20 protein-coding genes and 8 tRNA genes are annotated in these 24,879 nt (G+C 66.8%); 6 read left to right on the plus strand and 22 right to left on the minus strand.

What is annotated here, in order from left to right:
* Positions 1–49 precede the first annotated feature (49 nt).
* From U9J39_RS25870 to gltX, 7 genes are all read right to left on the minus strand, one after another.
* Positions 50–126: transfer RNA gene (locus U9J39_RS25870), tRNA-Asp, on the minus strand.
* Between the two features lie 69 nt (positions 127–195).
* Positions 196–271: transfer RNA gene (locus U9J39_RS25875), tRNA-Glu, on the minus strand.
* Between the two features lie 105 nt (positions 272–376).
* A tRNA-Ala gene (locus U9J39_RS25880) sits at positions 377–452 on the minus strand.
* A 196-nt stretch (positions 453–648) separates the two neighbouring features.
* Positions 649–725, minus strand: a tRNA-Asp gene (locus U9J39_RS25885).
* Between the two features lie 69 nt (positions 726–794).
* Positions 795–870 (minus strand) — tRNA-Glu (locus tag U9J39_RS25890).
* A 66-nt stretch (positions 871–936) separates the two neighbouring features.
* Positions 937–1,012: transfer RNA gene (locus U9J39_RS25895), tRNA-Ala, on the minus strand.
* A 292-nt stretch (positions 1,013–1,304) separates the two neighbouring features.
* Positions 1,305–2,705: a glutamate--tRNA ligase gene (gltX, locus tag U9J39_RS25900; RefSeq protein ID WP_115680552.1), complete on the minus strand. Its 1,401-nt coding sequence runs from the start codon at positions 2,703–2,705 to the stop codon at positions 1,305–1,307.
* Positions 2,706–2,965: 260 nt separating this feature from the next.
* On the opposite strand from gltX, the gene U9J39_RS25905 reads away from it, so the two are divergent.
* The gene (locus U9J39_RS25905) at positions 2,966–3,895 is read left to right on the plus strand and encodes a patatin-like phospholipase family protein (RefSeq protein WP_326348497.1); all 930 of its coding nucleotides are present in this window, start codon (positions 2,966–2,968) and stop codon (positions 3,893–3,895) included.
* A gap of 74 nt (positions 3,896–3,969) precedes the next feature.
* On the opposite strand, the gene U9J39_RS25910 is transcribed toward U9J39_RS25905, so the two are convergent.
* The 5 genes from U9J39_RS25910 to U9J39_RS25930 all read right to left on the minus strand — a co-directional run bounded on the left by U9J39_RS25910 (position 3,970) and on the right by U9J39_RS25930 (position 10,855).
* Positions 3,970–4,650, minus strand: coding sequence for a C40 family peptidase (locus U9J39_RS25910; protein ID WP_111517688.1), 681 nt, complete (start codon positions 4,648–4,650; stop codon positions 3,970–3,972).
* 411 nt (positions 4,651–5,061) lie between these two features.
* Positions 5,062–6,723, minus strand: coding sequence for an ABC transporter ATP-binding protein (locus U9J39_RS25915; RefSeq protein ID WP_115680553.1), 1,662 nt, complete (start codon positions 6,721–6,723; stop codon positions 5,062–5,064).
* On the minus strand, positions 6,720–7,856 hold the full coding sequence (locus U9J39_RS25920; RefSeq protein ID WP_012353203.1) for an ABC transporter permease: 1,137 nt from the start codon (positions 7,854–7,856) through the stop codon (positions 6,720–6,722). Before U9J39_RS25920 ends, U9J39_RS25915 begins: the two co-directional genes overlap by 4 nt.
* Positions 7,853–8,902: a microcin C ABC transporter permease YejB gene (locus tag U9J39_RS25925; RefSeq protein WP_115710029.1), complete on the minus strand. Its 1,050-nt coding sequence runs from the start codon at positions 8,900–8,902 to the stop codon at positions 7,853–7,855. Before U9J39_RS25925 ends, U9J39_RS25920 begins: the two co-directional genes overlap by 4 nt.
* A 51-nt stretch (positions 8,903–8,953) precedes the next feature.
* The gene (locus U9J39_RS25930; protein ID WP_115710031.1) at positions 8,954–10,855 is read right to left on the minus strand and encodes an extracellular solute-binding protein; all 1,902 of its coding nucleotides are present in this window, start codon (positions 10,853–10,855) and stop codon (positions 8,954–8,956) included.
* A 209-nt stretch (positions 10,856–11,064) separates the two neighbouring features.
* Here U9J39_RS25930 and fabI point away from each other — a divergent pair, with 209 nt between their 5' ends.
* Positions 11,065–11,853 (plus strand): enoyl-ACP reductase FabI, encoded by a 789-nt coding sequence (fabI, locus tag U9J39_RS25935; protein WP_062800677.1) that lies wholly within the window; start codon positions 11,065–11,067, stop codon positions 11,851–11,853.
* Positions 11,854–11,949: 96 nt separating this feature from the next.
* Here the strand turns inward: fabI and U9J39_RS25940 are convergent, their stop codons facing one another.
* The 8 genes from U9J39_RS25940 to U9J39_RS25975 all read right to left on the minus strand — a co-directional run bounded on the left by U9J39_RS25940 (position 11,950) and on the right by U9J39_RS25975 (position 20,385).
* Positions 11,950–13,191, minus strand: a complete 1,242-nt coding sequence (locus U9J39_RS25940; protein ID WP_116312753.1) for an MFS transporter — start codon at positions 13,189–13,191, stop codon at positions 11,950–11,952.
* A 189-nt stretch (positions 13,192–13,380) separates the two neighbouring features.
* A complete protein-coding gene (locus U9J39_RS25945; RefSeq protein WP_115710034.1) occupies positions 13,381–13,830 on the minus strand; it encodes a potassium channel family protein in 450 nt (149 codons plus the stop codon).
* An 11-nt stretch (positions 13,831–13,841) separates the two neighbouring features.
* A complete protein-coding gene (locus U9J39_RS25950) occupies positions 13,842–14,891 on the minus strand; it encodes a DUF2955 domain-containing protein (protein WP_115710036.1) in 1,050 nt (349 codons plus the stop codon).
* Positions 14,881–16,020 (minus strand): HlyD family secretion protein, encoded by a 1,140-nt coding sequence (locus U9J39_RS25955; RefSeq protein ID WP_115710038.1) that lies wholly within the window; start codon positions 16,018–16,020, stop codon positions 14,881–14,883. The genes U9J39_RS25950 and U9J39_RS25955 overlap by 11 nt, the downstream gene beginning before the upstream one ends.
* A gap of 10 nt (positions 16,021–16,030) precedes the next feature.
* Complete coding sequence (locus U9J39_RS25960; protein ID WP_115710040.1) at positions 16,031–17,572, minus strand: efflux transporter outer membrane subunit; 1,542 nt, start codon at positions 17,570–17,572, stop codon at positions 16,031–16,033.
* A gap of 17 nt (positions 17,573–17,589) precedes the next feature.
* Complete coding sequence (locus tag U9J39_RS25965) at positions 17,590–18,693, minus strand: AI-2E family transporter (RefSeq protein WP_326348499.1); 1,104 nt, start codon at positions 18,691–18,693, stop codon at positions 17,590–17,592.
* 298 nt (positions 18,694–18,991) lie between these two features.
* A tRNA-Arg gene (locus U9J39_RS25970) sits at positions 18,992–19,068 on the minus strand.
* A 51-nt stretch (positions 19,069–19,119) separates the two neighbouring features.
* Entirely contained in the window at positions 19,120–20,385 is a 1,266-nt protein-coding gene (locus U9J39_RS25975) for a GGDEF domain-containing protein (protein WP_116312754.1), read from the minus strand.
* Positions 20,386–20,798: 413 nt separating this feature from the next.
* Here U9J39_RS25975 and U9J39_RS25980 point away from each other — a divergent pair.
* A tRNA-Pro gene (locus tag U9J39_RS25980) sits at positions 20,799–20,875 on the plus strand.
* A 103-nt stretch (positions 20,876–20,978) separates the two neighbouring features.
* On the opposite strand, the gene U9J39_RS25985 is transcribed toward U9J39_RS25980, so the two are convergent.
* Positions 20,979–21,719 (minus strand): DNA polymerase III subunit epsilon, encoded by a 741-nt coding sequence (locus tag U9J39_RS25985; protein WP_115710045.1) that lies wholly within the window; start codon positions 21,717–21,719, stop codon positions 20,979–20,981.
* A 114-nt stretch (positions 21,720–21,833) separates the two neighbouring features.
* Positions 21,834–22,355: a hypothetical protein gene (locus tag U9J39_RS25990; RefSeq protein ID WP_115710047.1), complete on the minus strand. Its 522-nt coding sequence runs from the start codon at positions 22,353–22,355 to the stop codon at positions 21,834–21,836.
* A gap of 596 nt (positions 22,356–22,951) precedes the next feature.
* On the opposite strand from U9J39_RS25990, the gene infA reads away from it, so the two are divergent.
* The 3 genes from infA to U9J39_RS26005 all read left to right on the plus strand — a co-directional run bounded on the left by infA (position 22,952) and on the right by U9J39_RS26005 (position 24,849).
* A complete protein-coding gene (gene infA / locus U9J39_RS25995; RefSeq protein WP_008641674.1) occupies positions 22,952–23,173 on the plus strand; it encodes a translation initiation factor IF-1 in 222 nt (73 codons plus the stop codon).
* 198 nt (positions 23,174–23,371) lie between these two features.
* Positions 23,372–23,848, plus strand: coding sequence for a SixA phosphatase family protein (locus tag U9J39_RS26000; protein ID WP_115680567.1), 477 nt, complete (start codon positions 23,372–23,374; stop codon positions 23,846–23,848).
* Positions 23,849–24,006: 158 nt separating this feature from the next.
* Positions 24,007–24,849, plus strand: a complete 843-nt coding sequence (locus tag U9J39_RS26005; protein ID WP_112774029.1) for a GNAT family N-acetyltransferase — start codon at positions 24,007–24,009, stop codon at positions 24,847–24,849.
* Positions 24,850–24,879 lie beyond the last annotated feature (30 nt).

Here is a 24,879-nt window from a genome sequence, read left to right on the forward strand (position 1 = left end):
ATTCGAGGAGTAGCAAAGAAAAAGCCCGCTTGCGCGGGCTTTTCAAAATTGGCGGAGTGGACGGGACTCGAACCCGCGACCCCCGGCGTGACAGGCCGGTATTCTAACCGACTGAACTACCACTCCTTAGTCGGCTGCCGGCTCAAGCTATCGCTTGAGACGACATGCTGGACGTCTGATTACGCCCGGCTGTTTTGGCGTCCCCTAGGGGATTCGAACCCCTGTACTCACCGTGAAAGGGTGATGTCCTAGGCCTCTAGACGAAGGGGACAGAAACTTGTTCTTCAACGCGTTTTCTGTCTTGCGCTGGAAAGACCGCCATCATAGCAGGCTTTTTCGCGCTTGGGAAGCTTCTTTTCAGACGCTTCCCAGATTCTGGTGGAGCTAAGCGGGATCGAACCGCTGACCTCTTGCATGCCATGCAAGCGCTCTCCCAGCTGAGCTATAGCCCCGTATCCGATACTCTGGACGGTTACTGCCTGATTCTTTCGCCGCCGCCGCTTGCGCAGCGTTTGTAGCGAAGACAAGATTATATAGCGATTTTCACAACGAATGCAACATATTTTATTGCATTTACCGCGATTCAAAACATAATCCCTCACCCAAAAGAAAAACCCGCATGGTGCATACACCATGCGGGTTTAGTTTTGGCGGAGTGGACGGGACTCGAACCCGCGACCCCCGGCGTGACAGGCCGGTATTCTAACCGACTGAACTACCACTCCTTAGTCGGCTGCCGGCTCAAGCTATCGCTTGAGACGACATGCTGGACGTCTGATTACGCCCGGCTGTTTTGGCGTCCCCTAGGGGATTCGAACCCCTGTACTCACCGTGAAAGGGTGATGTCCTAGGCCTCTAGACGAAGGGGACAGAAACTTGTCTTTCAACACGTTCCGTCTGGCACCAACCGATACTGCCTGGCTGAAGCCTGAATCTTGGTGGAGCTAAGCGGGATCGAACCGCTGACCTCTTGCATGCCATGCAAGCGCTCTCCCAGCTGAGCTATAGCCCCATGGTACTTCCATTTACTGCACTTGCTGCGTTTTCGCCTGAATTAACTACCGTTTCAAGCGAAGCCAAGATTATATATCAATCATTAATCTTTGCAAGTTCCCGTTTCAGCTTTTTTCGCTTGCCCTGCCCTTCAATAATCCGGCCAGAGAAAACGAAGGATCCTTGCGGATCCGCCGGCCCGCTTGGCTGCTTTGTAGCTGCCGCGCTGCAGGGAGAACGAGATTATGCGCAAGTCCTGGCCGAAGCGCAAGCCCCGGCCCGGACTTTTTTTGCGTCTTTTGAGGCAGCGCTCAGGCCGCGGCGGCCAGGCGGCGCAGCACCGTGTCGCGGCCGAACAGTTCCAGCACCGCGTCGATGCTCGGCGTCTGCAGCTGCCCCGCCACCAGCAGCCGCACCGGCATGGCGAGCTTGGGCATCTTCAGCCCGAACTCGGCCAGCACGGCCTTGAAGGTGGCGCTGATCTCTTCGCGGGTCCACGCCGGCAGCGCGGCGAGCCGGGTCGACAGTGCGGCCAGCGCCGGCTGGATCTCCGGAGTCAGGTGTTCCGCCTTGAGCGCGGCATCGGCCTGCGGCTCCCCGCGATAGAACAGCAACGCGGCCTGCGCGACTTCCTTCAGCGTGTTGGCGCGGTCCTTCACCAGCGCAATTACGCCGACAAGATCCGCCCCTTCCACCTTGCCGCCCAGCGCCTCGATGAACGGCTGCGTCAGCGTGGCCAGGCGCTGGTTGTCACCAACCTTGATGTAGTGGTTGTTGAGCCAGGCCAGCTTCTCGGGGTTGTACTGGGCGGGCGACTTGCCGAGGTGTTCCAGGTCGAACCACTCGACGAACTGCTCGCGCGAGAAGATCTCGGCATCGCCGTGCGCCCAGCCCAGCCGCGCCAGATAGTTCAGCACCGCCTCCGGCAGGTAGCCTTCGTCACGGTACCCGGTCACGCTCATCGCACCATGGCGCTTGCTCATCTTTTCGCCCTGCTCGTTGAGCACGGTCGGCAAATGGGCATAGACCGGGGGCGTGCCGCCCAGCGCGCGGATGATGTTGATCTGGCGCGGCGTGTTGTTGACGTGGTCGTCGCCGCGGATCACGTGCGTGATGCGCATGTCGAGATCGTCGACCACCACGCAGAAGTTGTAGGTGGGCGTGCCGTCGGGGCGCGCGATCACCAGGTCGTCGAGTTCGTCGTTGGCAATCTCGATGCGGCCCTTGACCGCGTCATCCCACACCACGCTGCCGCCGATGGGGTTCTTGAAGCGGATCACCGGATCCACGCCGGCCGGCGGTTCGGGCAGCACCTTGCCCGGCTCCGGGCGCCAGAAGCCGTTGTAGCGCGGCTTCTCGCCGCGCTCGCGCTGGGCTTCGCGCAGCGCGTCCAGTTCGGCCGTGCTCATGTAGCAGCGGTAGGCCAGCCCGGCCTCGACCATCTGCGCCACCACCTCGCGATAGCGGTCCATGCGCTGCATCTGGTAGAACGGCCCTTCGTCGATATCCAGTTCCAGCCAGGCCATGCTTTCCAGGATCACGTCCACCGCTTCCTGCGACGAACGCTCGACGTCGGTGTCCTCGATGCGCAGGATGAAGTCGCCTTGCATGCGGCGGGCAAAGGCCCAGGGATAGAGCGCGGAGCGGATGTTGCCGAGGTGGATGAAGCCGGTCGGGCTCGGCGCAAAGCGGGTGCGGACGCGTTGAGTCATGGTCAGGGGAAAACAAGAAAGCCCGCGCGTCGCGGCGCGCAGGCTGGTGTATGTGCGGGCCCTGCATTATACCAACGCGTATTGCCGGGCCTCGCCCCTCGCCCGACCCGTTGCGCGCACCGGCCCCGCGCGGAATCATTTATGCTTGCGCCGGTCTGAGCTGTGGCCGGCAGCCAGGCCGAGCGATGCGAACGTGGATGGAGAAGCACCCGCATCGCATCGCCGCCGCCGGTCCCACCTTGTTACCGATCCCCCGCTGCATGCAACGACGTCATTTTCTCGGCATCTCCGCCGCCGCCCTGCTGGCGGGCTGCGCCTTCGGCCCGCGCCCCGCACGACCGGTCGCGACCACACCGCCCTCCCCACCCACCCCGCGGCCCATCAAGATCGGCCTGGCGCTGGGCGGCGGCGCCGCGCGCGGCTTCGCCCATATCGGCGTGATCAAGGCGCTCGAGGCCCAGGGCATTCGCGCCGACCTGGTCACCGGCACCAGCGCCGGCGCGGTGGTGGCGGCGCTGTACGCGAGCGGGCTCAATGGCTTCGAGCTGAACAAGCTGGCCCTGACCATGGACGAAGCCGCGATTGCCGACTGGGCGCTGCCGTTCGGCACCCGCTTCGGCGGCTGGCTCAAGGGCGAGGCGCTGCAGAACTACGTCAACCGGCTGGTGCAGAACCGCCCCATCGAAGCCATGAAGCTGCCGCTGGGCATCGTCGCCACCGACCTGAAGAGCGGCGACAAGATCCTGTTCCGCCGCGGCAACACGGGCCAGGCCGTGCGCGCTTCCAGCAGCGTGCCGGGCGTGTTCCAGCCGGTATCGATCCAGGGGCACGACTATGTCGACGGCGGCCTGGTCGAGCCGGTGCCGGTGGATTCCGCGCGCGCCATGGGCGCGGACTTCGTCATCGCGGTCAATATCTCGGCCGACCCGTCGGCGCAGCAGCACGCCGGCCAGAGCGGCGTGCTGCTGCAGACCACCGCGATCATGGGTCAGTCGATCAACAAGATGGCGCTGGCGCGCGCCGACGTGGTGATCCGGCCCGAGCTGCCCGACATGGGCGGCAGCGACTTCAACGCGCGCAACCGCGCCGTGCTGGCGGGCGAGCAGGCGACCGCGGCGGTCATGGCAACGCTGCGGCAGCGGCTGGAACAGGCCCGGCTGGCGCCGGCCGGCAAGGTCGCGGCACAGTAACCGCGCCGCCGCTGCTTCGGAAAATAAAAAGGACTGCCGCAGCAGTCCTCTGTCGTTTGACGCGTCGCCAGCCGTCAGCCGCCGTACATCGACGCGCGCGCCGCCTTGGGATCGTAGCGCTTGAGCGTCTCGACCATGTCGCCCAGGCCCTCGGCACTGCGCTCCTTGCCTTCGTCGATGCGGCGGGCGCCGTTGTAGCGGGTCACCCAATAGGCCGCACGCATGTCGTCGACGCGGATCTTGCTACCGGTGGACGGCGCATGCACGAACTTGTTGTCGCCGATATAGATGCCGACATGCGAGAAGGTCTGGCGCATGGTGTTGAAGAACACCAGGTCGCCCGGACGCAGGTCGCTGGTGGCCACGGTGGTGCCGACGCGGCTGATTTCGACGGAGCGGCGCGGCAGCATGAAGCCGAAGGTGTCGTGGAACACGTAGCGGACAAAGCCGCTGCAATCGAGGCCGGATTCGGGCGTGTTGCCGCCGAAGCGGTAACGCACGCCGATCAGGCCCAGCGCGTTCATGACCAGGTCGCCGGCCTTGCTGGCGACGTTGCTGGTGGAATTCACCACCGACGACAGCAAGCCGCGCTTGCCTTCCGGATGCGCATCCACGGCCTGGGCCGCGGACTCGATACGGGTGTCGGCATCCTTGAATACCGTATCCGCCAGCACTCCATTCGACACAGTCGCACCGCAGGCAAGGGCAAATCCGACGGCGGCGCGCGCCAGGGAATGAAGCACCGATCGCTGCATTGGTTCTCCTGTTGATCGTTCCAAAGCAAGCCCCGGCACAAGGTCCGGGGCAGCTGGGTATTGGGTGGATGTCGCGCGAACGTTTCAATGACGTCGGGCGATCATCATGTGAACTATGGAGCCGAATCCTACGCAACCTTCGCGCCAGGCCGTCGTGCCGGCTGCCGCACCGCATTTGTGCGCGGCATGCGCAAATGCGCCGGGCGGACCACCCCCAAAAACTAGTTCTGGCGGGATGGTAAAGGGTTGTCATTCACATGTCAAAGTTCGTTACAAATTCGACGGATTTGACTTCCGAATCAACGATATAGACCGGTTTTCGCATCTTCTTTATCGGATTAATCATATCGTTCGGTGCTAGCCGGCGCAGGCCGGCATGGTCGCCGCACCGCGGCAAACAACCCCTGCCGGTTACGCTGCGCCGACCTGCGCCGCCGCCATCAGCTTGCGCGTATAGGGATGCTGCGGCGCCCCCAGCACCACTTCGGTATCGCCCGCCTCGACCACCTCGCCCGCCTTCATCACGATGACGCGATGCGCCATGGCGCGGATCACCGCCAGGTCGTGGCTGATGAAGAGGTAGCTGAGGTTGTACTTGTGCTGCAGCTGGGACAGCAGCGCCAGCACCTGCTGCTGGATCGACACGTCCAGCGCCGAGGTGGGTTCGTCCAGCACCAGTATCTGGGGCTTGAGGATCAGCACGCGGGCGATGGCAATGCGCTGGCGCTGCCCGCCCGAGAACTCGTGCGGGTAGCGGCCCAGCGCGGTACGGTCGAGGCCGACCTCGCGCAGCGCCTCGATCACGCGCTGGCGCGTGGCCTCGCGCGACAACCCGGGCTGGTGCAGCGCCAGGCCTTCGCCGACGATCTGCTCGATGGTCATGCGCGGCGCCAGCGAGCCGAACGGGTCCTGGAACACCACCTGCATGCGCGCGCGCAGCTTGCGGCGGTCGTCGCGCGTGGCGCTGTCGAAGCTGCGCCCCAGGAAATGGATGGTGCCAGCGCTCTTGCGCTGCAGCGCCAGCACGGTATGCGCCAGCGTGGTCTTGCCCGAGCCGGATTCGCCGACGATGCCCAGGGTCTCGCCCTCGCGCAGCTGGAAGTCGACATCCTTGACCGCCACGAACTGGTCCTTGCCGAACCAGCCTGCCAGGCCGCGGCGCTTGCGCGCATAGCTGACGCCGAGCTTGTTCGCCTCGAGCAGCACCGGCGCCAGCGGCACCAGCGGCAGCACCTCGCGCCGCGGGCGGCTGTCGATCAGCTTGCGGGTATAGGGGTGCTGGGGCGCGGCGAACACGCTGGCGGTCTCGCCGGTTTCCACCAGCACGCCCTTCTCCATCACGCCCACCCGTTGCGCGAAGGCGCGCACCAGGTTGAGGTCATGGGTGATCAGCATCACCGCCATGCCGAACTCGGCCTGCAGGTCGCGCAGCAGGTCGAGGATCTGGGCGCGGATGGTGACATCCAGCGCCGTGGTCGGCTCATCGGCCAGCAACAGCTTGGGCCGGCACGCCAGCGCCATCGCGATCATGGCGCGCTGGCGCTGGCCGCCCGAGAGCTGGTGCGGGAAGCTGTCGAAGCGATGCGCGGCATCGCTGATGCCGGTGCGCTCCAGCAGCGCAATGGCGCGCTCGCGCGCGGCGCGGCGGTCCAGGCCTTCGTGCAGGGCCAGGGTCTCGACGATCTGGTTGCCGATGGTGTACAGCGGATTCAACGCGGTCATCGGCTCCTGGAAGATCATCGCGATCTCGGCGCCGCGGATCGCGCGCATCTCGCGGTCGGAGACCTCGAGCAGGTTCTTGCCCTCGAAACGGATCGCGCCATCGTAGTACGCGTCTTCCACCAGCCGCAGCATGGCCAGCGCCGTCACGGTCTTGCCCGAGCCCGACTCGCCCACCAGCGCATAGCGCTCGCCGGCGCGCAGGTCGAAGCTGACGTCGCGCACCGCGCGGGTGGCATGCTCGCCATGGCCGAAGGTGACGGACAGCTTGTCCACGCACATCAGCATGGAACCCGGTGCGGGCATCGGCGCCGGCTCCACGTCCGGCAAGGTCATCGGCGACACCGCGGTCATGGCGTGGCCTCCGGTGCCGCGCCGGTGGGCGCCCCGGCGGGAACCTTGGGCTCGACGCGGCCGCGCAGCGCGGCCAGGCCCAGCCGGGTATCGAAGGCATCGCGCAGCGCGTCGCCCATGAAGGTGAGCAGCAGCAGCGTCACCACCAGCACCGCGAAGGTCGACAGCGAGATCCACCACGCGTCGAGGTTGGCCTTGCCCTGCGCCAGCAGCTCGCCCAGGCTGGGCGTGGTGGGCGGCACGCCCAGGCCGAGGAAGTCCAGGCTGGTCAGCGCCAGGATGGCCGCGCTCATGCGGAATGGCAGGAAGGTGATCACCGGGGTCAGGCTGTTGGGCAGGATGTGGCGCCACATGATCTGCACGTTGGATAGTCCGAGCGCGCGCGCGGCCTTGACGTAGTCGAGCGAGCGGTTGCGATAGAACTCGGCGCGCACGTAGTCGGACAGGCCCATCCAGCCGAACAGCGACAGCAGGATGATCAGCAGCGCCAGGCTGGGCTCGAAGATCGAGGCGAAGATGATCAGCAGGTACAACTCGGGCATCGAGCTCCAGATCTCGATGGCGCGTTGCGAGAACAGGTCGAAGCGCCCGCCGAAGAAGCCCATCAGCGCCCCGGTCAGGGTGCCGACCAGCACCCCGATGACGGTCAGCGCCAGCGCGAACAGCACCGACACGCGGAAGCCATACAGCAGCCGCGCCAGCACGTCGCGGCCGCGATCGTCGGTGCCGAGCCAGTTCTCGGCTGAAGGCGGCGCCGGGTTGGGTTCCTTGGCGAAGTAGTTGAGCGAGTCGTACGAATACCGGTTCAGCGGAAATACCGCGAAATTGCCGTTGGTGGTGATGCGGTCGCGGATATACGGGTCCAGGTAGTCGGCAGGCGTGGGGAAATCGCCGTCGAAGGTGGTTTCCGGATAGACCTTGACGATGGGGAAATACCATTCGCCCTTGTAGTGCACCACCAGCGGCCGGTTGCTCGACAGCAGTTCGGCGCCGAGGCTGAGCACGAAGATGAAGACGAAGATCACCAGGCTCCAGTAGCCGCGCCGGTTGCGGCGAAAGCGCTGCCAGGCGCGCTGGCGCGGCGAAGGCGAATGCGGCAGGCCGTTGGGCGCCGCGTGCGAGAACGGTTTCATCGATGCAAGCCCTCGAAGTGGATGCGCGGATCCACCAGCACGTAGCAGACGTCGGAGATCAGGCGCGTGACCAGCCCGATCAGCGTGAACAGGTAGAGCGTGCCGAGCACCACCGGGTAGTCGCGCCGCAGCACCGCCTCATAAGACAGCAGGCCCAGCCCGTCGAGCGAGAACAGCGTCTCGATCAGCAGCGAGCCGGTAAAGAAGGCGCCGATGAACGCCGCCGGGAAGCCCGTCACCAGCGGGATCAGGGCATTGCGGAAGACGTGCTTCCACAGCACGCGGCGCTCGCCCAGGCCCTTGGCGCGCGCGGTCAGCACATACTGCTTGCGGATTTCCTCGAGGAAGGCGTTCTTGGTCAGCATGGTCACGACCGCAAAGCTGCCCACCACCGACGCGGTGATCGGCAGCACCAGGTGCCACAGGTAGTCCATCACCTTGCCCATCAGCGACAGCTGCTCCCAGTTGTCGGAAGTCAGCCCGCGCAGCGGGAACCACTGCACGAAGGTGCCGCCGCCGAACAACACCAGCAGCAGCACGCCCAGCACGAAGCCGGGAATGGCATAGCCCACCAGCACGATGACGCTGGTCACCACGTCGAAGCGGCTGCCCGCCCGGATCGCCTTCGAGATGCCGAGCGGCACCGATATCAGGTAGGTCAGGAAGAAGGTCCACAGGCCCAGGCTGACCGATACCGGCAGCTTGGACTTGACCAGCTCCCATACGCTGCGGTGCTGGAAATAGCTCTGGCCCAGGTCGAACTGGGCAAAGCGCTTGAGCATCAGCAAGTAGCGCTCCAGCGGCGGCTTGTCGAAGCCGTAGAGCGCCTGGATCTCCTTGATCTTGTCGGGGTCGACGCCGCGCCGCCCGCGGTATTCGGCGCCACCGCCGCTGGCTTCGCCAGCGCCGCCGCGCCCTTTCAGCTCCATCATCATCTGCTCGACCGGGCCGCCCGGCACGAACTGGATCACGACGAAGGTCAGCGTGATGACCCCGACCAGCGTCGGAATCATCAGCAGAATGCGTTTAAGCAGATAGGCAAGCATGGGGGCCGTCTCTTTCCTTGTCCGCGCTGAATCTGCCAGCGCCTGAGCGCCTCAGCGGGCTTGCGCCTGCATGTCGGTGCGCCACCAGTGGCTGAGGATCCAGCCTTCCGCCGTGTAGAAATACGGCAGCCGCTCCGGGTACGCCAGCGTCTTGCGGTAGGCGACCCGGTGCGACGCGCTGTACCAGTTCGGCACGATGTAATAGCCATGCATCAGTACCCGGTCGAGCGCGCGGCCGGCGGTGACCAGTTCCTGCCGGGTATCGGCGCGCAGCACGTTGTCGACCAGCTTGTCGACCACCGGCGACTTCAGCCCGAACAGGTTGTCGGAGCCAGGCGTGCCGGCGGCCTCGCTGGAGAAGCGGTCGCGCAGCTCATTGCCCGGGCTTTGCGAGTCGGGGAAGCGGATCGACACCATGTCGAAGTCGAAGTCTTCGAGCCGCTTCTGGTACAGCGCGAAATCCGTGGTGCGCTGGTGCACCTGGATGCCGAGCTTCTCGAGGTTGCGCACGTAGGTGGTGATCACGCGACTCATGGCGCCGCCGTCGTCGAGGAACTCGAACACCAGCGGCTCGCCCTTGGCGTTGCGCAGCGCGCCGTCGGTATAGGTCCAGCCGGCCTGGGCCAGCAGGCGCCGCGCCAGGCGCAGGTTGTCGCGCAGCGAGCGCGGCGGCGCGGTGCTGGGCTGGACCACGTCGGGGCCGAACACCTCCGGCGGCAGCTGCGCGCGCAGCGGTTCGAGCAGCTGCATTTCGCCGGGACCGGGACGGCCGTCGAAGGTAGCACTGGCCGACAGTTCGCTGTTGGAGAACCAGCTGTCCAGGCGCTTGTAGGCGCCGTAAAACAGCTGCCGGTTGAGCCATTCGAAATCCAGCGCGAGGATCAGCGCCTGGCGTACGCGCACGTCCTGGAACACCGGCTTGCGCAGGTTCATGACATAGCCCTGCATGCCGGCGCCGTTGCGGTGCGGGAACTCGGTCTTGAGCAGCTCGCCGTTGCGAAAGCGCGTGCCCTGGTAGCTCTTGGCCCAGTTCTTGGCCTTGTATTCGACGATGGCGTCGAACTCGCCGGCCTTGAAGGCCTCGAGGCGGGCGGTCTCGTCCTTGTACAGGCGGTAGACCACGCGCGCGAAATTGAAGGTGCCGCGCCGCACCGCGAGGTCCTTGCCCCAGTACTTCGGGTCGCGCTGGAAGATGATGCCGCGGCCGGCGTCGAAACGCTCGATCAGGTAGGGGCCGCTGGTCACCGGCGGCTCGAAGGTCAGCTTCTCGAACGGAACCTTGGCGGTCCACTTGCGCGAGAACACCGGCAGCGAGCCGACGATCAGCGGCAGCTCGCGGTTGCGCTGCTTGAAATCGAAGCGCACGGTGCGCTCGCCGGTCACGACCACCGCCTTCACGTCGGTGCACATGCTGCGATAGCCCGGGCTCGAGGCCTTGCTCATCAGCATGTCGTAGGAGTACTTGACGTCCGAGGCCAGCACCGGATCGCCATTGGAGAAGCGCGCCTGCGGGCGGATCGTGAAGGTGACCGACAACTCGTCGGGCGCCACCGTGACGTCCTCGGCCAGCAAGCCGTAGGCGCTGGCGCTTTCGTCGGCGCTGCTGATCAGCAGCGACTCGAACATCAGCGCGTTCAGGCCCGGGGCCGAAGTGCCCTTGAGCGTGAACGGATTGAACTTGTCGAAGCTGGTGCGCCGGTCAGGATTGGCGAGCGTCAGCGTGCCGCCGACCGGCGCGTTGGGATTGGCGTATTCGAAGTGCGAGAAATTCGGCTGGTACTTCAGGTCCCCATGCAGCGCAAAGCCATGCGCCGCCCATGCCGGATCAGAAAAGAGCGAGACCCCCGCCGCCAGCGTCAGCGCCAGCTTCATTGCCGCCCAACCACGCAGTACTGCATCCCGCCGGAAGCACTGCCATGCCGCCTGAAGCGGCCAACGTGCTTGAATAGGCATCCTGTTGGATTCCTCCACTGTCACCTGTGGGGCCCGGCGTTCTGCGGCCGGGCCAAGTATGAGACAATTTTACATGCGTCCGGGGTGGCCCCAGCCATCCGGACATTCCCTCTGCGCGGCGCAATAAAAGGGCCGCAGGACAGCCCGGCACCCGCACGGCCGCACGGCGGACGCACGAAGCGTGCCTGATACACCACCTTGGAGAATTTATGGGATTTCTGGCAGGTAAGCGGATCCTGATCACCGGCTTGCTTTCGAACCGCTCGATCGCCTACGGCATTGCCTCGGCGTGCAAGCGCGAAGGCGCCGAACTGGCCTTCACCTACGTCGGCGAACGGTTCAAGGACCGGATCAGCGACTTTGCCAAGGAATTCGGCAGCGACCTGGTTTTCGAATGCGACGTCGGCAGCGACGAGCAGATTGCCGCCACCTTCGCCGCGCTGGGCCAGCGCTGGGAAAAGTTTGACGGCCTGGTGCATTCGATCGGCTTCGCGCCGCGTGAAGCGATCGCGGGCGATTTCCTCGACGGCCTGTCGCGCGAAGGCTTCCGCATCGCCCACGATATTTCCGCGTACAGCTTCCCGGCGCTGGCCAAGGCCGCCCTGCCGCTGCTGTCGGACAAGGCCTCGCTGCTGACGCTGACTTACCTCGGCGCCGAGCGCGTGGTCCCCAACTACAACACCATGGGCCTGGCCAAGGCCTCGCTCGAAGCCAGCGTGCGCTACCTGGCCTCGTCGGTCGGCCCGCGCGGGATCCGTGCCAACGGCATCTCGGCCGGCCCGATCAAGACCCTGGCCGCTTCGGGCATCAAGGGCTTCGGCAAGCTGCTCGGCCACTTCGAGCAAGCCGCGCCGCTGCGCCGCAATGTCACCATCGAAGAAGTCGGCAACGTCGCCGCCTTCCTGCTGTCGGACCTGGCCAGCGGCGTGACCGGCGAGATCACCTATGTCGATGGTGGCTTCAACGTGGTCGGCGCGAGCGTGGCCGACGCGGAGTAAATCCGGCGCCGGCAACTCGCGCGATAAAAAAGGGGGTGCCGTTATGGCACCCCCTTTTTTGCTTCGGGATTCCGACCAGGCGTACACACCAGCCTGCTACGCCGCGGCGGGGACGCGCCGCTCCATGCTCAGCATCGACCAGGCATAGATCACCAGCCCGCCCAACGCCAGCAGCAGGCCGACCCAGCCGGTCGATTCCCAGCCGAAGCCGGCGGCAATGGTCAGCCCACCCAGCCAGGCGCCCAGCGCATTGGCCAGGTTGAAGGCCGAATGGTTGAGCGCCGCCGCCAGCGTCTGCGCATCGCCTGCAACGTCCATCAGCCGGATCTGCAGCGCCGGGCCCAGCGCCACGGCGGTGCCGACCAGCAGCACATTGAAGGCGGCCAGCCAGGCGTGCGACGCGGTCAAGGTAAAGGCGCCCAGCACCAGCGCGGTCCAGACCAGCACCCCGCCCACCGTGGGCATCAACGCCTTGTCGGCGAGCTTCGCGCCGGCCAGGTTGCCCGCCACCATGCCGATGCCGAACAGCGCCAGCACCACCGGGATGCCGGCCGCCGGCATATGCGCCAGCTCCAGCATGGTCGGCTTGATATAGCTGAACACCGCGAACATGCCGCCAAACCCGATCGCACCGATGCCCAGCGTCAGCCAGACCTGCTTGCGCCCGAGTGCGGACAACTCGCGCAGCGGACTGGCACGACGGTCGGCCGGCACGAACGGCACCCAGCGCCATACCAGCAGCGCCGTCAGCGCGCCGAGCGCGCCTACGATCACGAAGGCCGAACGCCAGCCCAGCCAGGTGCCGACCGCGGCCGCGATCGGCACGCCGACCAGCGTGGCGGTGGTCAGGCCAAGCATCACCAGCCCCACCGCCTGCGCGCGCCGCTCACGCGGCACCAGGCTGGCCGCGACCAGCGCCGCGACGCCGAAGTACGTGCCGTGCGGAAAGCCCGTGAGCAGGCGCGCCACCATCATCGACAGGTACGACGGCGCCAGCGCGCTGGCGATATTGCCGGCGGCAAACACCGCCATCAGGGCAATCAGCAGGTTGCGCCGCGGCCAGCGTGCGCCCAGCACCGCCAGCAGCGGTGCGCCGACGACCACGCCGAGCGCATAGGCGCTGATCAGGTGGCCGGCTTGCGGGATCGAGATGCCGAGGTCGGTGGCGGCATCGGGCAGCAGGCCCATGATGACGAACTCGCCGGTGCCGATGGCGAAGCTGCCGACCCCCAATGCCAGTAGCGGCAGCGGGCCGGACGGGTGGTGATCGCGGGAAGACAGGGAAGCGTCGGCGCCGCGGTCGGGATCCGCGGCGGATTGTGCATGTGGGGCGGCCATGTACAGGATTTGCAGGGTTCAACGAAATGCCGCCCGCTGACGGGCGAGGTAGTCCTCGCCTCTGATCGATCCAGCGTGCTCCTGTGCGGCGCGCAGGCCGTATTGTGCGGCAAAAACGCGAATCCTGCCGGCGCTGCTCCCGCACCCGCGGGACCGCGACGCGCCCGGCCCGGGCGCGGCATCCCGGCGCTATGGCTCGACGTCCTCGCCCAGGCTGGCCAGGTTTTGCTTGATCACCTCCAGCACCGCCGCCGTCATCACGGAACTGGAGACGCCGAACATCAGAATGCCGTTGGCCGCCTCCAGCGGCCCCAGCAGGCGCCACGCGGGAGACATGACGATATCGCCATAGCCCAGCGTGGCAAAGTTGACGCCCGAGTGATACAGCGCGGTCGCGAAATCGGCGAACTCGCCCAGCAGCATGAAGAGGATGGCCCAGATCGCCATCTGGACGAAGTTGCCGCTCAGGGTCAGCACCATCACCACCGACAGCAGCAGGATTTCCTGGCCCAGCGAAAAGTGCCCGTGCCGCGCATGCTTGAAGCGCGCGTAGTAGCGCAGGCAGACGGCCACGAACACCGCCTGCAACAGCAGGCAGGCCAGCATCACGGGAACGCCGAGCGCCAGGTTGTGCAGCATGACCGCCCCTTTCATCCAGACAATTGCCGCGCGTCGCGGGGCTGATCGAGCCATGCGACCATCAGCCAGGCATACAGCGTGACGCCGACAAACAGGCCCATGCGCACGGCAAAGGCGGTATAGACGTCCTTCCCGGCGGCGCTGTCCTGCACGGACTGGCCCAGCAGGATAATCAGGGTCACGAGGGTGTTGACCCAGAAGCCTGGCGGGTACCGCGACGGGCTCAGGCGATACAGCCTGCGCCCCACCAGCAGGCCAAACAGCAGCATCCACAGGAAGTACATCCACAAGTGCACGAACAGGCTGAGCGCGGCCCAGAACAGGATCGCCAGCACGCCGCCAAGCAGGGTCGACCCCAGCAGTTCCCGCCCCGCGCCGCGTGCCGAAGTAGTGCAGGTTTGCCGGCCCAGCGTGGCCGCCTTCATGATGACCGGCAGGTAGGCCGACGGATCGTTCAGCGCCAGCAGGAATGCCGGCATGACCACCAGCGCGGCGCGCAGCGCGATCCGGGCGGCCTGCTCTTCCGGCAGGTCCGCGGCTGCAGGCGGCGCGCCCGCGCCAGCCGGTTCGGGAAACAGCCAGTGACCAATCCCCAGCGCCATCAGGGCGACCAGCAGTCCCTTGACCAGCGCTTCGATCACCGTGACCGCCAGTCCGAAATCAAAGGTGCCCGCCGCCGAGATCATGGTCAGCCCCACCACCAGGAAGGTCGACACCAGGCCGTTGCCGCCGCGCAATCCGTAGCGAAAGGCCAGGAACAGGCACAGGCCGACCAGCAGCACGCCACTGGCAGGGTAATGGCGCAGCAGGGGGATCAGCAGCAGGCCGATGCCGGTGGTCAGCATCACCACCAGTGCCAGGCCCAGTCCCGCCCCGAGCGACATCGGCCGGTTGAGCGTCGCCAGCAGGAACACGCCGAGCACCGGCGCGACCATGGGCACCGGCAGGGCCAGTCCGAAGCTGATCGTCAGGCACAGCGCGGTGCCGCTGGCCAGGCGCAGGCAACGTCGGCTGCGTGGATCGCGCGCGGGCCATGGCGACGCCTGGCTGTCAGTAGACATAGGAAAGCCAGCTCATCAGGTACAGGAACAAGCGGCCCAGCGGATTGAGCGGGTTGCCCTCGGTGGGAAACGCCATGACCTCGGCCTGCCCGCCCACGCGAATGCCGCGCAGGGGGGGAAACTCGCCGCGGTCGAGCTCGACAATGACCGGGAAGCGTTGCGCCGGGCGCAGCCAGTCACGACTGTTCTGCACCGTCGGCAGGCTGCCCGGCGGCGTGCTTGTCCCGGCGTTGACGCCGTAGCCGACGCTGCGCACCCGGCCTTTGAAGACCCTGCCCGGCAAGGCATCCAGCACGATGGCAACCGGCGTGCCGGGCTCGACGCGGCCGAGGTTGTTTTCGGTCATTTCGGCGTTGATCCAGACATCGTGGATGGCGATCAGCGTCATGACCGGATTGCCGGCCGCGGCAAACTGGCCGACATCGGTGCGCAGGTCGGTGACCAGCCCGGCGGCGCGCGCCCGCACCTGCGTGTTGGCCAGGTCCAGCTCGGCCTTTTCCAGCGCCGCGGCGGCGCTGCGCAGCTTGGCGTTGTCTGCGTCGCTGCCGCCCTCCTGCTCGCGCGCACGCTGAACCTCGGCCCTGGCAGCGGCGACCTGGCTGACGGCCTGCTCCAGGCTGGCCCGCGCCACCTCCAGGCGCCGCAGCGAGATGGTGCCGGGGTCCTCGCGGTACAGCCGCTCGAGGCGCTCGCTATCCTGCCGCGCCTTGACTTCGTTGGCACGGGCCGCGCGCAGCGATGCCTGCGCCGACTCGATACCCGCCGTGCTGGCCCCGATCTGCCGGCGCGTCGACTCCAGATCGGCACGGGCGCGGTCCACCGCGATGCGGTATTGCTGCGGATCCACCTCGAACAGCACCGTGCCCGTCGCCACGTCCTGATTGTTGCGCACGTGCACCTTGGTCACGCGGCCGGACACTTCCGCGGCCACCGGCACCACGAAGGCCTGCACCCGCGCCTGTTGCGTATACGGGGTCAGGCGGTCGGCCAGCAGGTACCAGGCGAGACTGATCACGATCAGCAGCAGCACCCAGCGCACGCCCTTCTTTGACGAGTCGGCCGCGGGCGGCGGCGGCGCGGGGGTCGGCGTAAGCGTCGGCGCCTCGGAGGGCTGCGGGGTGTCGTTCATCGGCACTCGCTCAGGGATTACCGTTGCCTGACAGGGAAACCGGCGCGGACCCTGGCTCGTCGAGCAGGGTTCCCCAGTCAGTACGTTGCCGCATCTGCTCGCGCGTGGCAGGGTCGAGCAGCGGCTGTTCGCTGGACCAGCCACCGCCGAGCGCCTTGTACACGGCGATCAGGTCGCTGACGGCATTGCTGCGGTTGACCACGTAGGCATCCTGCTGGGCCGCCAGCGCGCGCTGCGCATCCAGCACGCGCTGGAAGTCCGAGTAGCCCTCGCGGTAAAGCGCGTTGGCCAGCGTCAGCGAACGCCTCGCGGCCAGCGCGCTGTCACGCAGGATCTGCTCACGCTCCAGCGCCTTGATCAGCGCGCTCGCGGCATCGTCGGCTTCGCGCGCCGCCTGTCGCACGGCATCCTGGTAGGCGATGATCAACTGCTGCAGCCGGGCGTCCTGCACCCGCACGGTGTTCTTGATGCGGCCATAGTCGAACACATTCCAGCGCAGGCTCGGCCCGCCGACCAGCGCCAGGCTGTTGGGCGTGCCCGCCAGTGTGCTGGCGGACCAGACAATGCTGCCCAGCAGCGTCAGCGACGGATAGAGATCGGCCTCGGCCACACCGATCAGCGCCGATTGCGCGGCGATCTGCAACTCGGCGGCGCGGATATCCGGCCGGCGCTGCAGCAGGCTGGCGGGCACGTCCTGCAGCACGGCGCGATCGATCAGCGGCATCAGGCCTTCCTTGCCGGACAGCTCCGGCAACTCCGGCAACGGCCCCGGCGGGCGGCCCACCAGCACCGCAAGGGCATTGCGGGTGCGCGTGATCTGGCTTTCGAATTCGGGGACGGTGCTCAGGGTGCCCAGGTACTGGGTCTTGGCTTGCTGCAGGTCGAGTTCGTCGGTCTCGCCGCTCTTGAACAGCCGCTCGGTGATTTCAAGGCTGCGCCGCTGCAGGGCCGCGTTGTCGCGGGCGATGCGCAGGCGTGCCTCGGCCGTGCGCAAGGCAAAGTAGGTCTCCGCGACTTGGGCGCGCAGCAGCACCAGCACGTCCTCGCGGTTGGCGCGGGCCGCAAAGTAGGCGGCATCGGCGGATTCGATGGCGCGGCTGAAGCGCCCCCAGAAATCCAGCTCCCAGCCGATGTCGAAGCCCGCGCTGTATTGCCAGAAGCGATTGTTCTGAGGATTGCGGCCGCCGGCCTGCCGGCGATCTGTGTACAGGACGTCGGCACTGGCCTGCTGCAATTGGGGGAATCGTCCGCTCTGGGCAATGCCCAGCTGGGCGCGCGCTTCCATTACGCGCAGGCCGGCAATCTTCAGGCTGGCATTGTGGGCATCGGCTTCGGCGATCAGGCGTTCGAGTGCCGGGTCGCCGAAGACCTGCCACCACTCGCGGATGTCGGGCAGGGCTCGCTGCACCGTAGCCTGCTCGAGCGCCGGGCTGCGCCACTGCTGCGTCCACGGTTCCTGCTGCGGCTGGAAATCCGGCCCGAGGCGCGCGCACCCCCCCACGCAGCACGCGGCGGCCAGCAATGCGCGCAGAGGACGGTGCCGGCGCGTCATGGGCGGCCCGGATGGCTTCAGGTCTGTTGCTGGCTGCCAGGCTCGGTCTGCGGCGGCGGATCTTCCACCCATTGCCAGAACAGCTGATAGCCGACCGCCAGCACCACCGGACCGATGAACAGGCCGATCACGCCGCCGGTCACCATCCCGCCCAGCGCGCCGATCAACACCACCGGCATCGGCACGTCGACGCCCCGCCCGAGCAACAGCGGCTTGAGCACATTATCGGCCAGCCCCGCCACGAACACATAGATGGCGAAGACGATGGTGGCCACGCTGGCCCCTTCGCTGGCAAAGACATAGATGATCACCGGCACGGTGATCAGCGTGGCCGGCAACTGCGCAATGCCCAGCAGCAGCACCACCAGGGCCAGCACGCCCGCAGCCGGGACACCCTTGACCACGAAGGCAACGCCGACCAGCAGCATCTGGATAAAGGCGATACCGACCACGCCCTGGGCCACCGCGCGAATGGTCGCCGTGCACAGCGAGGCGATGCGCTGGCCCCGCTCGGGGCCAAAGACGCGCGCGGCAATCTGCACGGCGCTACGGTTGCCGGCCTCGCCGTAGGCCATGAAGATGCCCCCGATGATCAGGGCGAAGACAAATAGCAGCAGCCCCTTGCCGATGCCGGCGGCGGCGGCGAGCACGGCCAGGCTGATTTCCCGCACCTGAGGCGCGTGGGTCTGGATCACGCCGGTCAGGTCGGAGGCGGCCTGCAGCCAGACGTCATACAGGCGCTGGCCCACCAGCGGCCAGCTGGCGACCGACTCGGCCGGTGGCGGAATATGCAAGCCTTCTTTCTTGACCATGGCCATGGCACTGGCCACCGAGTCGACCATGGCGGCGCCCAGCAGGTAGGCCGGCAGCGCGATGATGGCAATCGCGGCCAGGACGATCAGCGTGGCGGCGCGTCCGTCCTTGTTGCCCAGCTTGCGCCTGAGCCTGACCTGCAGCGGATAGATGGTCACGGCCAGGATCACCGACCAGACAATGAGATCGAGAAAGGGCCGGAATATCTGAAAGCAGAAGATCGCCAGCACCGCGATCAGCCCCGCGCGGATCAGCACATCGAGTAGCCCGCGCGACAGCAAGCGCTCCGAAGTTGGCGTAGGCATCATGCTTGTCTCCCTGCAGATCACCACCAAGACCCAGGACCGGCAACCGCGCCGCCGCGCATTCGGCAGGTCAGGTTAAGTACTGACCGCTTGGACGGATGAAATCCAGTCTAGATGAGGGGTGAGGCCTGGACAACCTCAAAAGGTATGCCTATCGCTACATGGCATCCATGCGTTGCGATATGGCTTGGCGACTGGCCTTGGACAACCCATGGGAAACCGCAGGATGGCGCCGGGATGATGTCGGCGAAGCGGCAGGGACTGGACCCGGGACGATTCGGCGCCCCGAATCCGTGGGCTTTGGCGCGTCCTAGAGGATTCGAACCTCTGACCGCTCGCTTAGAAGGCGAGTGCTCTATCCAACTGAGCTAAGGACGCGAAGGCGTGCATTCTACCGCAGCGCCCGGCCGCGGTGACAAGCGATGCGCCTCAGGACGCGGCGCGGGGCTGGCCGCGCGTGACGTAGCGGCCGGCGCCGGCGGAGTCGGAGGCCGATTCCGCGGCATCGCCGCCCGCCGGGTGCAGCGACACGCAGTTGCGCCCCTTCAGCTTGGCGTCATACAGCGCGCGGTCCGCGCGGCGCATCAGCGCATCGGCACCCTCGCCGGGCTGGCGCGCGGCCACGCCGATGCTGACGGTATAGGCAATCGGATCGGGTTCCGACGGGCACGGCGTGGCGCGCACCGCCGTGGCCAGCCGCAGGCAGGCAAGCCGGCCGGTTTCCAGCGCGGTATCCGGCATCACGATGGCGAACTCCTCGCCGCCCAGGCGCCCCGCCAGGTCGCCGTGTCCGAGCGTCTTGCGCAACAGGCCGGCAAAGTGCCGCAGCACGCTGTCGCCGGCCAGGTGGCCATAGACATCGTTGATCGCCTTGAAGTGGTCGAGGTCGACAAACGCGACCGTCATCGGCTTGCGCTGCCGCTCGGCCTGCAGGCAGGCGGCCTCCAGTTCCTCCCAGAAGGCGCCGCGCAGCAGCACATCGGTCAGGTCGTCGTGCCGCGCGCGCCGCTCCAGCATGCGGCGCAGCCGGTCGTGCGCCATCAGGGCAAAGCTGACCGACACCCCCACCAGGGCAAAGACGTTGAACACGGCCAGCTCGCCGTCCCACGGCATCGGCCGCGGCCAGGCGCCGCCCTGCGCCAGTGCCGCCAGCGGCCGCAACACGGTCCAGGCATTGATGGCCGCCGCGGCGATCACGATCGCCGCCAGCGACCACGCCGCCAGCCGGCCGGTGCCGCGCGTTGCCGGCACCGCCGGCACCACGCTGCGCGCGAGATCCAGCAGCAGCACGATATGGCAGGCGCTCAGCACCGGCGCCAGATCGGGCAGCGCCACCGTCGTGGCCAGGTAGCGCGGCGCCAGGTCGCCCCAGGCCACCGCTGCCGCGGCCGCGAGGTTCAGCCCCAGCAGGCCCGCGGCACGGCCCGGCCGTTGCGCAAAGTGCCGCGCGCCCACTGCCATCACCGAAAGCGCGGCAAGCAGCGCCAGGTCGGTCGACTCCGGCACCAGCCACATCGGCCGCAATGCCTGCACCGCCGCGAGCGCCGCGGCAAAGGCCGCCAGCACGCTGCCCAGCGCCCAGGATGTCAGGCCGCTGCGCTCCATGCCCGACGACCGGCGCAACACCACGCAAACCACCGCCATCTGCAAGGCAAACAGCCCCGCGATGAGCACAACCACGTGCGACTGAAACATCTTTATTCCCGTCCAAGGCAAGCAGCGGCGCTCCGCATGCCACCGCTCTTCCCTGCATGTTTTGCCGATCCTGTGCCGGATCGTTGTGATCGAATGCCGCACCTCCTGTTTCAGGCCGCCCGTGCCGCCAATTGGCGAACGCAGACAGACCGAGCCGCTCGCCCAGGGCGGGGAGCGCCGTTCTTGTTGTGGTGATCAGGTCAGTCCGGAAGGAACTACGCGAAACCGGGCGTTCCCAACAGCACGCCGGTCGGACTGGAGCGGTGTGCGGATTATCGCAGCGCGCAAACCCAAGTCAAGACAAAGCGCCCCCGCCAGAAGGGGGAGCATTGCGGCGCACTCGTCCGACCCGAACCCATCGGCATCGACGCACATTGACCGTGGCTTGCCAACGCGGCTACAATGGCCGGCTTCGGAGCGTAGCGCAGCCTGGTAGCGCATCTGATTTGGGATCAGAGGGTCGTAGGTTCGAATCCTATCGCTCCGACCAGAAATACCCAGTGGAAACAACGGCCTGGATCGGAAGATCCGGGCCGTTTTTCTTTTCCGGCCCGTTTGCGCAAGGGCAGCCATGCGGCGCTTGCAACGCGCTGTCACCACGGGAACAAGTCCGGCCAGATCACCGCGCCGGCGCATAGCATCAGTATCACGGCCGCCATCACCAGCCCCCGCCCGGGGCCATGCTGGCTGGCTTCGACTTGAGGCATCCAGGAAGACGAGAGTTCCGGCGGCGGCGCCAGGGGCGGCGGAGCGGGCACGCTGCCGGCATGCGGGGCGGCGCTTATCGCGAAATCGGCTTCGGCCAGCAGGAAACCCATCGGCGTCGCCTGCTGGGTGGCGCCGATCGGCCGGAACAGCAGCTTGGACAGCGCCAGGCAGTCATCCAAAGCCACCTGCGGCCGGGGGCGGAAGATATGCAGGTGCTCGCACAGCGTATCGAGCTTGTGGTTGGCGGCGTGGAAATACTGGGACCAGCGCACCTGCCGCACCGAGCAGCGCCAGCGCTTGTGCTGGATGCCGGGCAGCACTTTCTCCAGCATCCTGGCGTTGAACGCGGCGCCGTGGGCCACCAGCACCTCGGCCTCGTCGACGATGGCGCGAATGGCGCCGAGGTCGAAGCGGCGCCCGCGCAGCATGTCGGCGGTCAGGCCGTGGGTATCGGTGGCTGCCGCGCTGATCGGCACGGTCGGCTCCTGCGAACCGTAGTACTCCGCCACTTCGCGCAGCAGGCCGCCGGCGCGCGGCGACACCTCGACCAGCAGCAAGCCGATGCTGACGGGCTCATCGGCTGGCGTGAGCCCGGTGGTTTCGGTACTGACGATTGCGACCCGCATGGGCACTCCGGTGTGACTGTGCGCGGATGTGCCAGGCGCCAGCCGCTATGGTCGTTTGCCTCTAGCGTAGTGCGAGCGCGTTAATCGTCATATCAACCAGATGGGCTAAACGGTTCAGGCGGGGGGCTGCGCCTGCGCCCCGCCGCGCCGGCGCTCCAGGTTGCAGTACACATCGGCCGCGACCAGCCCGAACAGCGCATGCGCGAACAGGGCTTCCCAGCCGCGCGCCTCGTCGAACCAGTTCATGTAGCGCCCCAGCACATAGAAGTTGACCAGGTAGACCACCACGCCGAATACGATCCCCACCACCGAGGCCAGGCCCAGGCTGGTGTCGAACCGGAACGACGACAGGATCAGCGCCAGCGCCGCCGCCAGGATGATCGACAAGGCAAAATGCACCGTGCCCGCGGCCAGCACGATGGTCCAGTTGAAGGCATCGGCCGACAGCGCCTCACGGCCCAGGATGATGGCTGCGACCATCTTCACGGTGCCCCAGGCGCCCTGGTACAGCAGAAAGCGCGCGGTCAGCAACTCCAGCACCATGTAGACCGCGCCCGCAATCAGCCCCGCCAGCACCGCGGCGCGCCAGTCGGGGCGGCAGCGGACATAGCGGTGCGATTCCAGATGGAGTTCCATGGCAGTCTCCTTGCGAGATCCGGCCCGGCACGGCCGTACGCGTTAGTTCTAGCTCATATGGCTCAAATACCAAGCGGACTGCGAGCCGGTTTGCGCCTTTATCGCCATTTTGTTGCGCCTAGCCCGAGGCCGGTGCAACCGGACGCACCGGCAATGCTGCATCCGCGTACGTGATACAATGTCGCAGTAGCCCCCGGGGTGTCCGAGCATCCCTGTAACCGGGCGTTCTCACCAGCGCGCTCCTGCGAGCGAACAGCAGCCGCCGGCGCGGGCCACCGCGACGACACCGAACTGGCGAACCACCGGGTACACCTGCCCGCCTGCTCCGCGAAGCACACGGCCTCTCCGGCTGTCAGCGACCAGGTTTTCGCCCAAGCAATCCGCGCCCGCATGGCGACACCGCTGACCCCGCCGATTGATCCGGTCATGCAGGGCGCCAGCCGCCGCAGCATGCGCGCCCTGCCCCCGACCGCCTCAGGCGCGATTGGCCGTATCGGCGCAAGGTGCCGCGACTGGGCGACGTTGCGGGCGAACCGAACAGATTTTTTGAAAACGTAACCATGCAGCCTTCGCGGGCTGCCGAAAAGGAAGACAGATTGGCTAAGGAAGAACTCATTGAATTTGGCGGCGTGGTGTCGGAAGCCCTGCCTGACAACCGCTATCGGGTCACGCTGGAAAACGGCGTTGAAATCTGGGCATACGCTTCGGGCAAGATGCAGAAGCACCGCATCCGCATCCTGGCCGGCGACCGCGTAACCCTGGAAATGTCGCCCTACGACCTGACCAAGGGCCGCATCAACTTCCGCCACAAGTCCTGAGTTTCCCGACGGCGCCGGTGGCAATGCATTGCCATCGGCGCCGCCGCTGTATTGCGCCGACGCGCTGTCACGCCGCTGACACCGCGCCCGGAGACACTTGCGGGCTGCCCTGACCGGCAGCCCGCTTTTGTTCGCGCCGCGCTTGCGCCGGTCGGGCGGCTTCACCATACTCGAAGCAAGCTCATTGCCCCGTCCGACATGAACCTGATCCTGTGGCGCCATGCCGAAGCCGAAGACCTCCCCGACGCCCTCAGCCTTAGCCGCCATGCCGACCTGCAGCGCCCGCTGACGCGCCGCGGCCGCAAGCAGGCCGAGGCCTCGGCCAAATGGCTGCGGGCCCACCTGCCAGCCGATACCCGGGTCCTATGCAGCCCCGCCGTGCGCGCCCGCGAAACCGCGGCGGCACTGACCGGCGACGCACAAATCCTCGATGCCCTGGCCCCCGGCGCCGACGTCAGCGCCGTGCTGACCGCGGTCGAATGGCCGGAGCGCCCGGAGCACGTGGTGGTGGTCGGTCATCAGCCCTGGATCGGCCGCGTCGCCAGCCTGCTGCTGGCGGGCACCGAAATGGACTGGAGCGTGCGCAAGGGCGGCCTCTGGTGGCTGACCGGCCGTACCCGCGAAAGCGAGGCCCAGACCGTGCTGCGCGCGGTCATCAACCCAGAATTCCTCTAAGTCCGGTCGGGGTGCGGCACCGCCCAAGGGTGCCCCTGAAGGCTTCCCGGACAGACCCGGCTGTCGAAGTCACGCAACCGTCATCGCCGGGTCACGGCATTGTCACCGGCCCTCACTACATTGCATCGCAACAGTTTCGTCACCAAAAGGACATACTGATGCGAGATCTGCCGACGCCTACCCAGCCGCTCTTCGACTCCCTGCCCAATGGCCTCGGCGGCCAGACGGCGCGGAGGCGTCTTCATCGCCCATCGGATACACCGGCACATGAGTCGCCTGTTCTCAGCGTGGCGTGGGCGCGCCACCAGGACGAAGTAGTCGAGGCCCAGCGCCTGCGCTACAAGGTCTTTGCCGAGGAAATGGGCGCACGCCTGACGTCTTCGGTGCCTGAACTGGACATCGACATGTTCGATGCCTACTGCGACCACCTGATCGTGCGCGACATGGCCACGCTGCGCGTGGTCGGCACCTACCGCGTGCTGCCGCCGCACCAGGCCAAGCGCCTGGGCTGCCTGTACGCCGAATCGGAATTCGACCTGGTGCGCCTGTCGCACCTGCGCCCCAAGATGCTGGAACTGGGCCGCTCGTGCGTGCACCGCGACTACCGCTCCGGCAGCGTCATCATGGCGCTGTGGGGCGGGCTGGGCGAGTACCTGCAGCGCTGGGGCATCGAGTCGATGCTGGGCTGCGCGAGCGTGCCGATGAGCGATGGCGGCCACTACGCGGCCAGCCTGCACCGGCTGTTCACCGAGCGCTCGCTGGCACCGATCGAGTACCACGCCTTCCCGCGCCTGCCGCTGCCGGTGGAAGACCTGAACCAGCAGCTGGCGGTCGAGCCGCCCGCGCTGATCAAGGGCTACCTGCGCCTGGGCGCGAAGATCTGCGGCCAGCCCGCCTGGGACCCGGACTTCAACGTGGCGGACTTCCTCACGCTGCTGCGCGTGAACGACATGAACCCGCGCTACGCCCGCCACTTCCTGGGCCTGAACAACGCCGCCTGAACGGCGCGCCCGCCAACAAGCCCTTCCGGT

It is taken from the genome of Cupriavidus sp. SS-3 (assembly GCF_035818815.1).
Classification (GTDB): Bacteria; Pseudomonadota; Gammaproteobacteria; order Burkholderiales; family Burkholderiaceae; genus Cupriavidus; species Cupriavidus taiwanensis_C.

Coding starts and splice junctions, on each gene's coding strand:
- U9J39_RS25965 (WP_326348499.1), bottom strand. CDS start 18,693: ATGATGCCTACGCCAACTTCGGAGCGCTTGCTGTCGCGCGGGCTACTC.
- U9J39_RS25975 (WP_116312754.1), bottom strand. CDS start 20,385: ATGTTTCAGTCGCACGTGGTTGTGCTCATCGCGGGGCTGTTTGCCTTG.
- U9J39_RS25920 (WP_012353203.1), bottom strand. CDS start 7,856: ATGAAACCGTTCTCGCACGCGGCGCCCAACGGCCTGCCGCATTCGCCT.
- fabI (WP_062800677.1), top strand. CDS start 11,065: ATGGGATTTCTGGCAGGTAAGCGGATCCTGATCACCGGCTTGCTTTCG.
- U9J39_RS25960 (WP_115710040.1), bottom strand. CDS start 17,572: ATGACGCGCCGGCACCGTCCTCTGCGCGCATTGCTGGCCGCCGCGTGC.
- U9J39_RS25915 (WP_115680553.1), bottom strand. CDS start 6,723: ATGACCGCGGTGTCGCCGATGACCTTGCCGGACGTGGAGCCGGCGCCG.
- U9J39_RS25950 (WP_115710036.1), bottom strand. CDS start 14,891: ATGTCTACTGACAGCCAGGCGTCGCCATGGCCCGCGCGCGATCCACGC.
- U9J39_RS25985 (WP_115710045.1), bottom strand. CDS start 21,719: ATGCGGGTCGCAATCGTCAGTACCGAAACCACCGGGCTCACGCCAGCC.
- U9J39_RS25910 (WP_111517688.1), bottom strand. CDS start 4,650: ATGCAGCGATCGGTGCTTCATTCCCTGGCGCGCGCCGCCGTCGGATTT.
- U9J39_RS25945 (WP_115710034.1), bottom strand. CDS start 13,830: ATGCTGCACAACCTGGCGCTCGGCGTTCCCGTGATGCTGGCCTGCCTG.
- U9J39_RS25905 (WP_326348497.1), top strand. CDS start 2,966: ATGCAACGACGTCATTTTCTCGGCATCTCCGCCGCCGCCCTGCTGGCG.
- U9J39_RS25955 (WP_115710038.1), bottom strand. CDS start 16,020: ATGAACGACACCCCGCAGCCCTCCGAGGCGCCGACGCTTACGCCGACC.
- U9J39_RS26005 (WP_112774029.1), top strand. CDS start 24,007: ATGCGAGATCTGCCGACGCCTACCCAGCCGCTCTTCGACTCCCTGCCC.
- U9J39_RS26000 (WP_115680567.1), top strand. CDS start 23,372: ATGAACCTGATCCTGTGGCGCCATGCCGAAGCCGAAGACCTCCCCGAC.
- U9J39_RS25930 (WP_115710031.1), bottom strand. CDS start 10,855: ATGCCTATTCAAGCACGTTGGCCGCTTCAGGCGGCATGGCAGTGCTTC.
- U9J39_RS25940 (WP_116312753.1), bottom strand. CDS start 13,191: ATGGCCGCCCCACATGCACAATCCGCCGCGGATCCCGACCGCGGCGCC.
- gltX (WP_115680552.1), bottom strand. CDS start 2,705: ATGACTCAACGCGTCCGCACCCGCTTTGCGCCGAGCCCGACCGGCTTC.
- U9J39_RS25925 (WP_115710029.1), bottom strand. CDS start 8,902: ATGCTTGCCTATCTGCTTAAACGCATTCTGCTGATGATTCCGACGCTG.
- U9J39_RS25990 (WP_115710047.1), bottom strand. CDS start 22,355: ATGGAACTCCATCTGGAATCGCACCGCTATGTCCGCTGCCGCCCCGAC.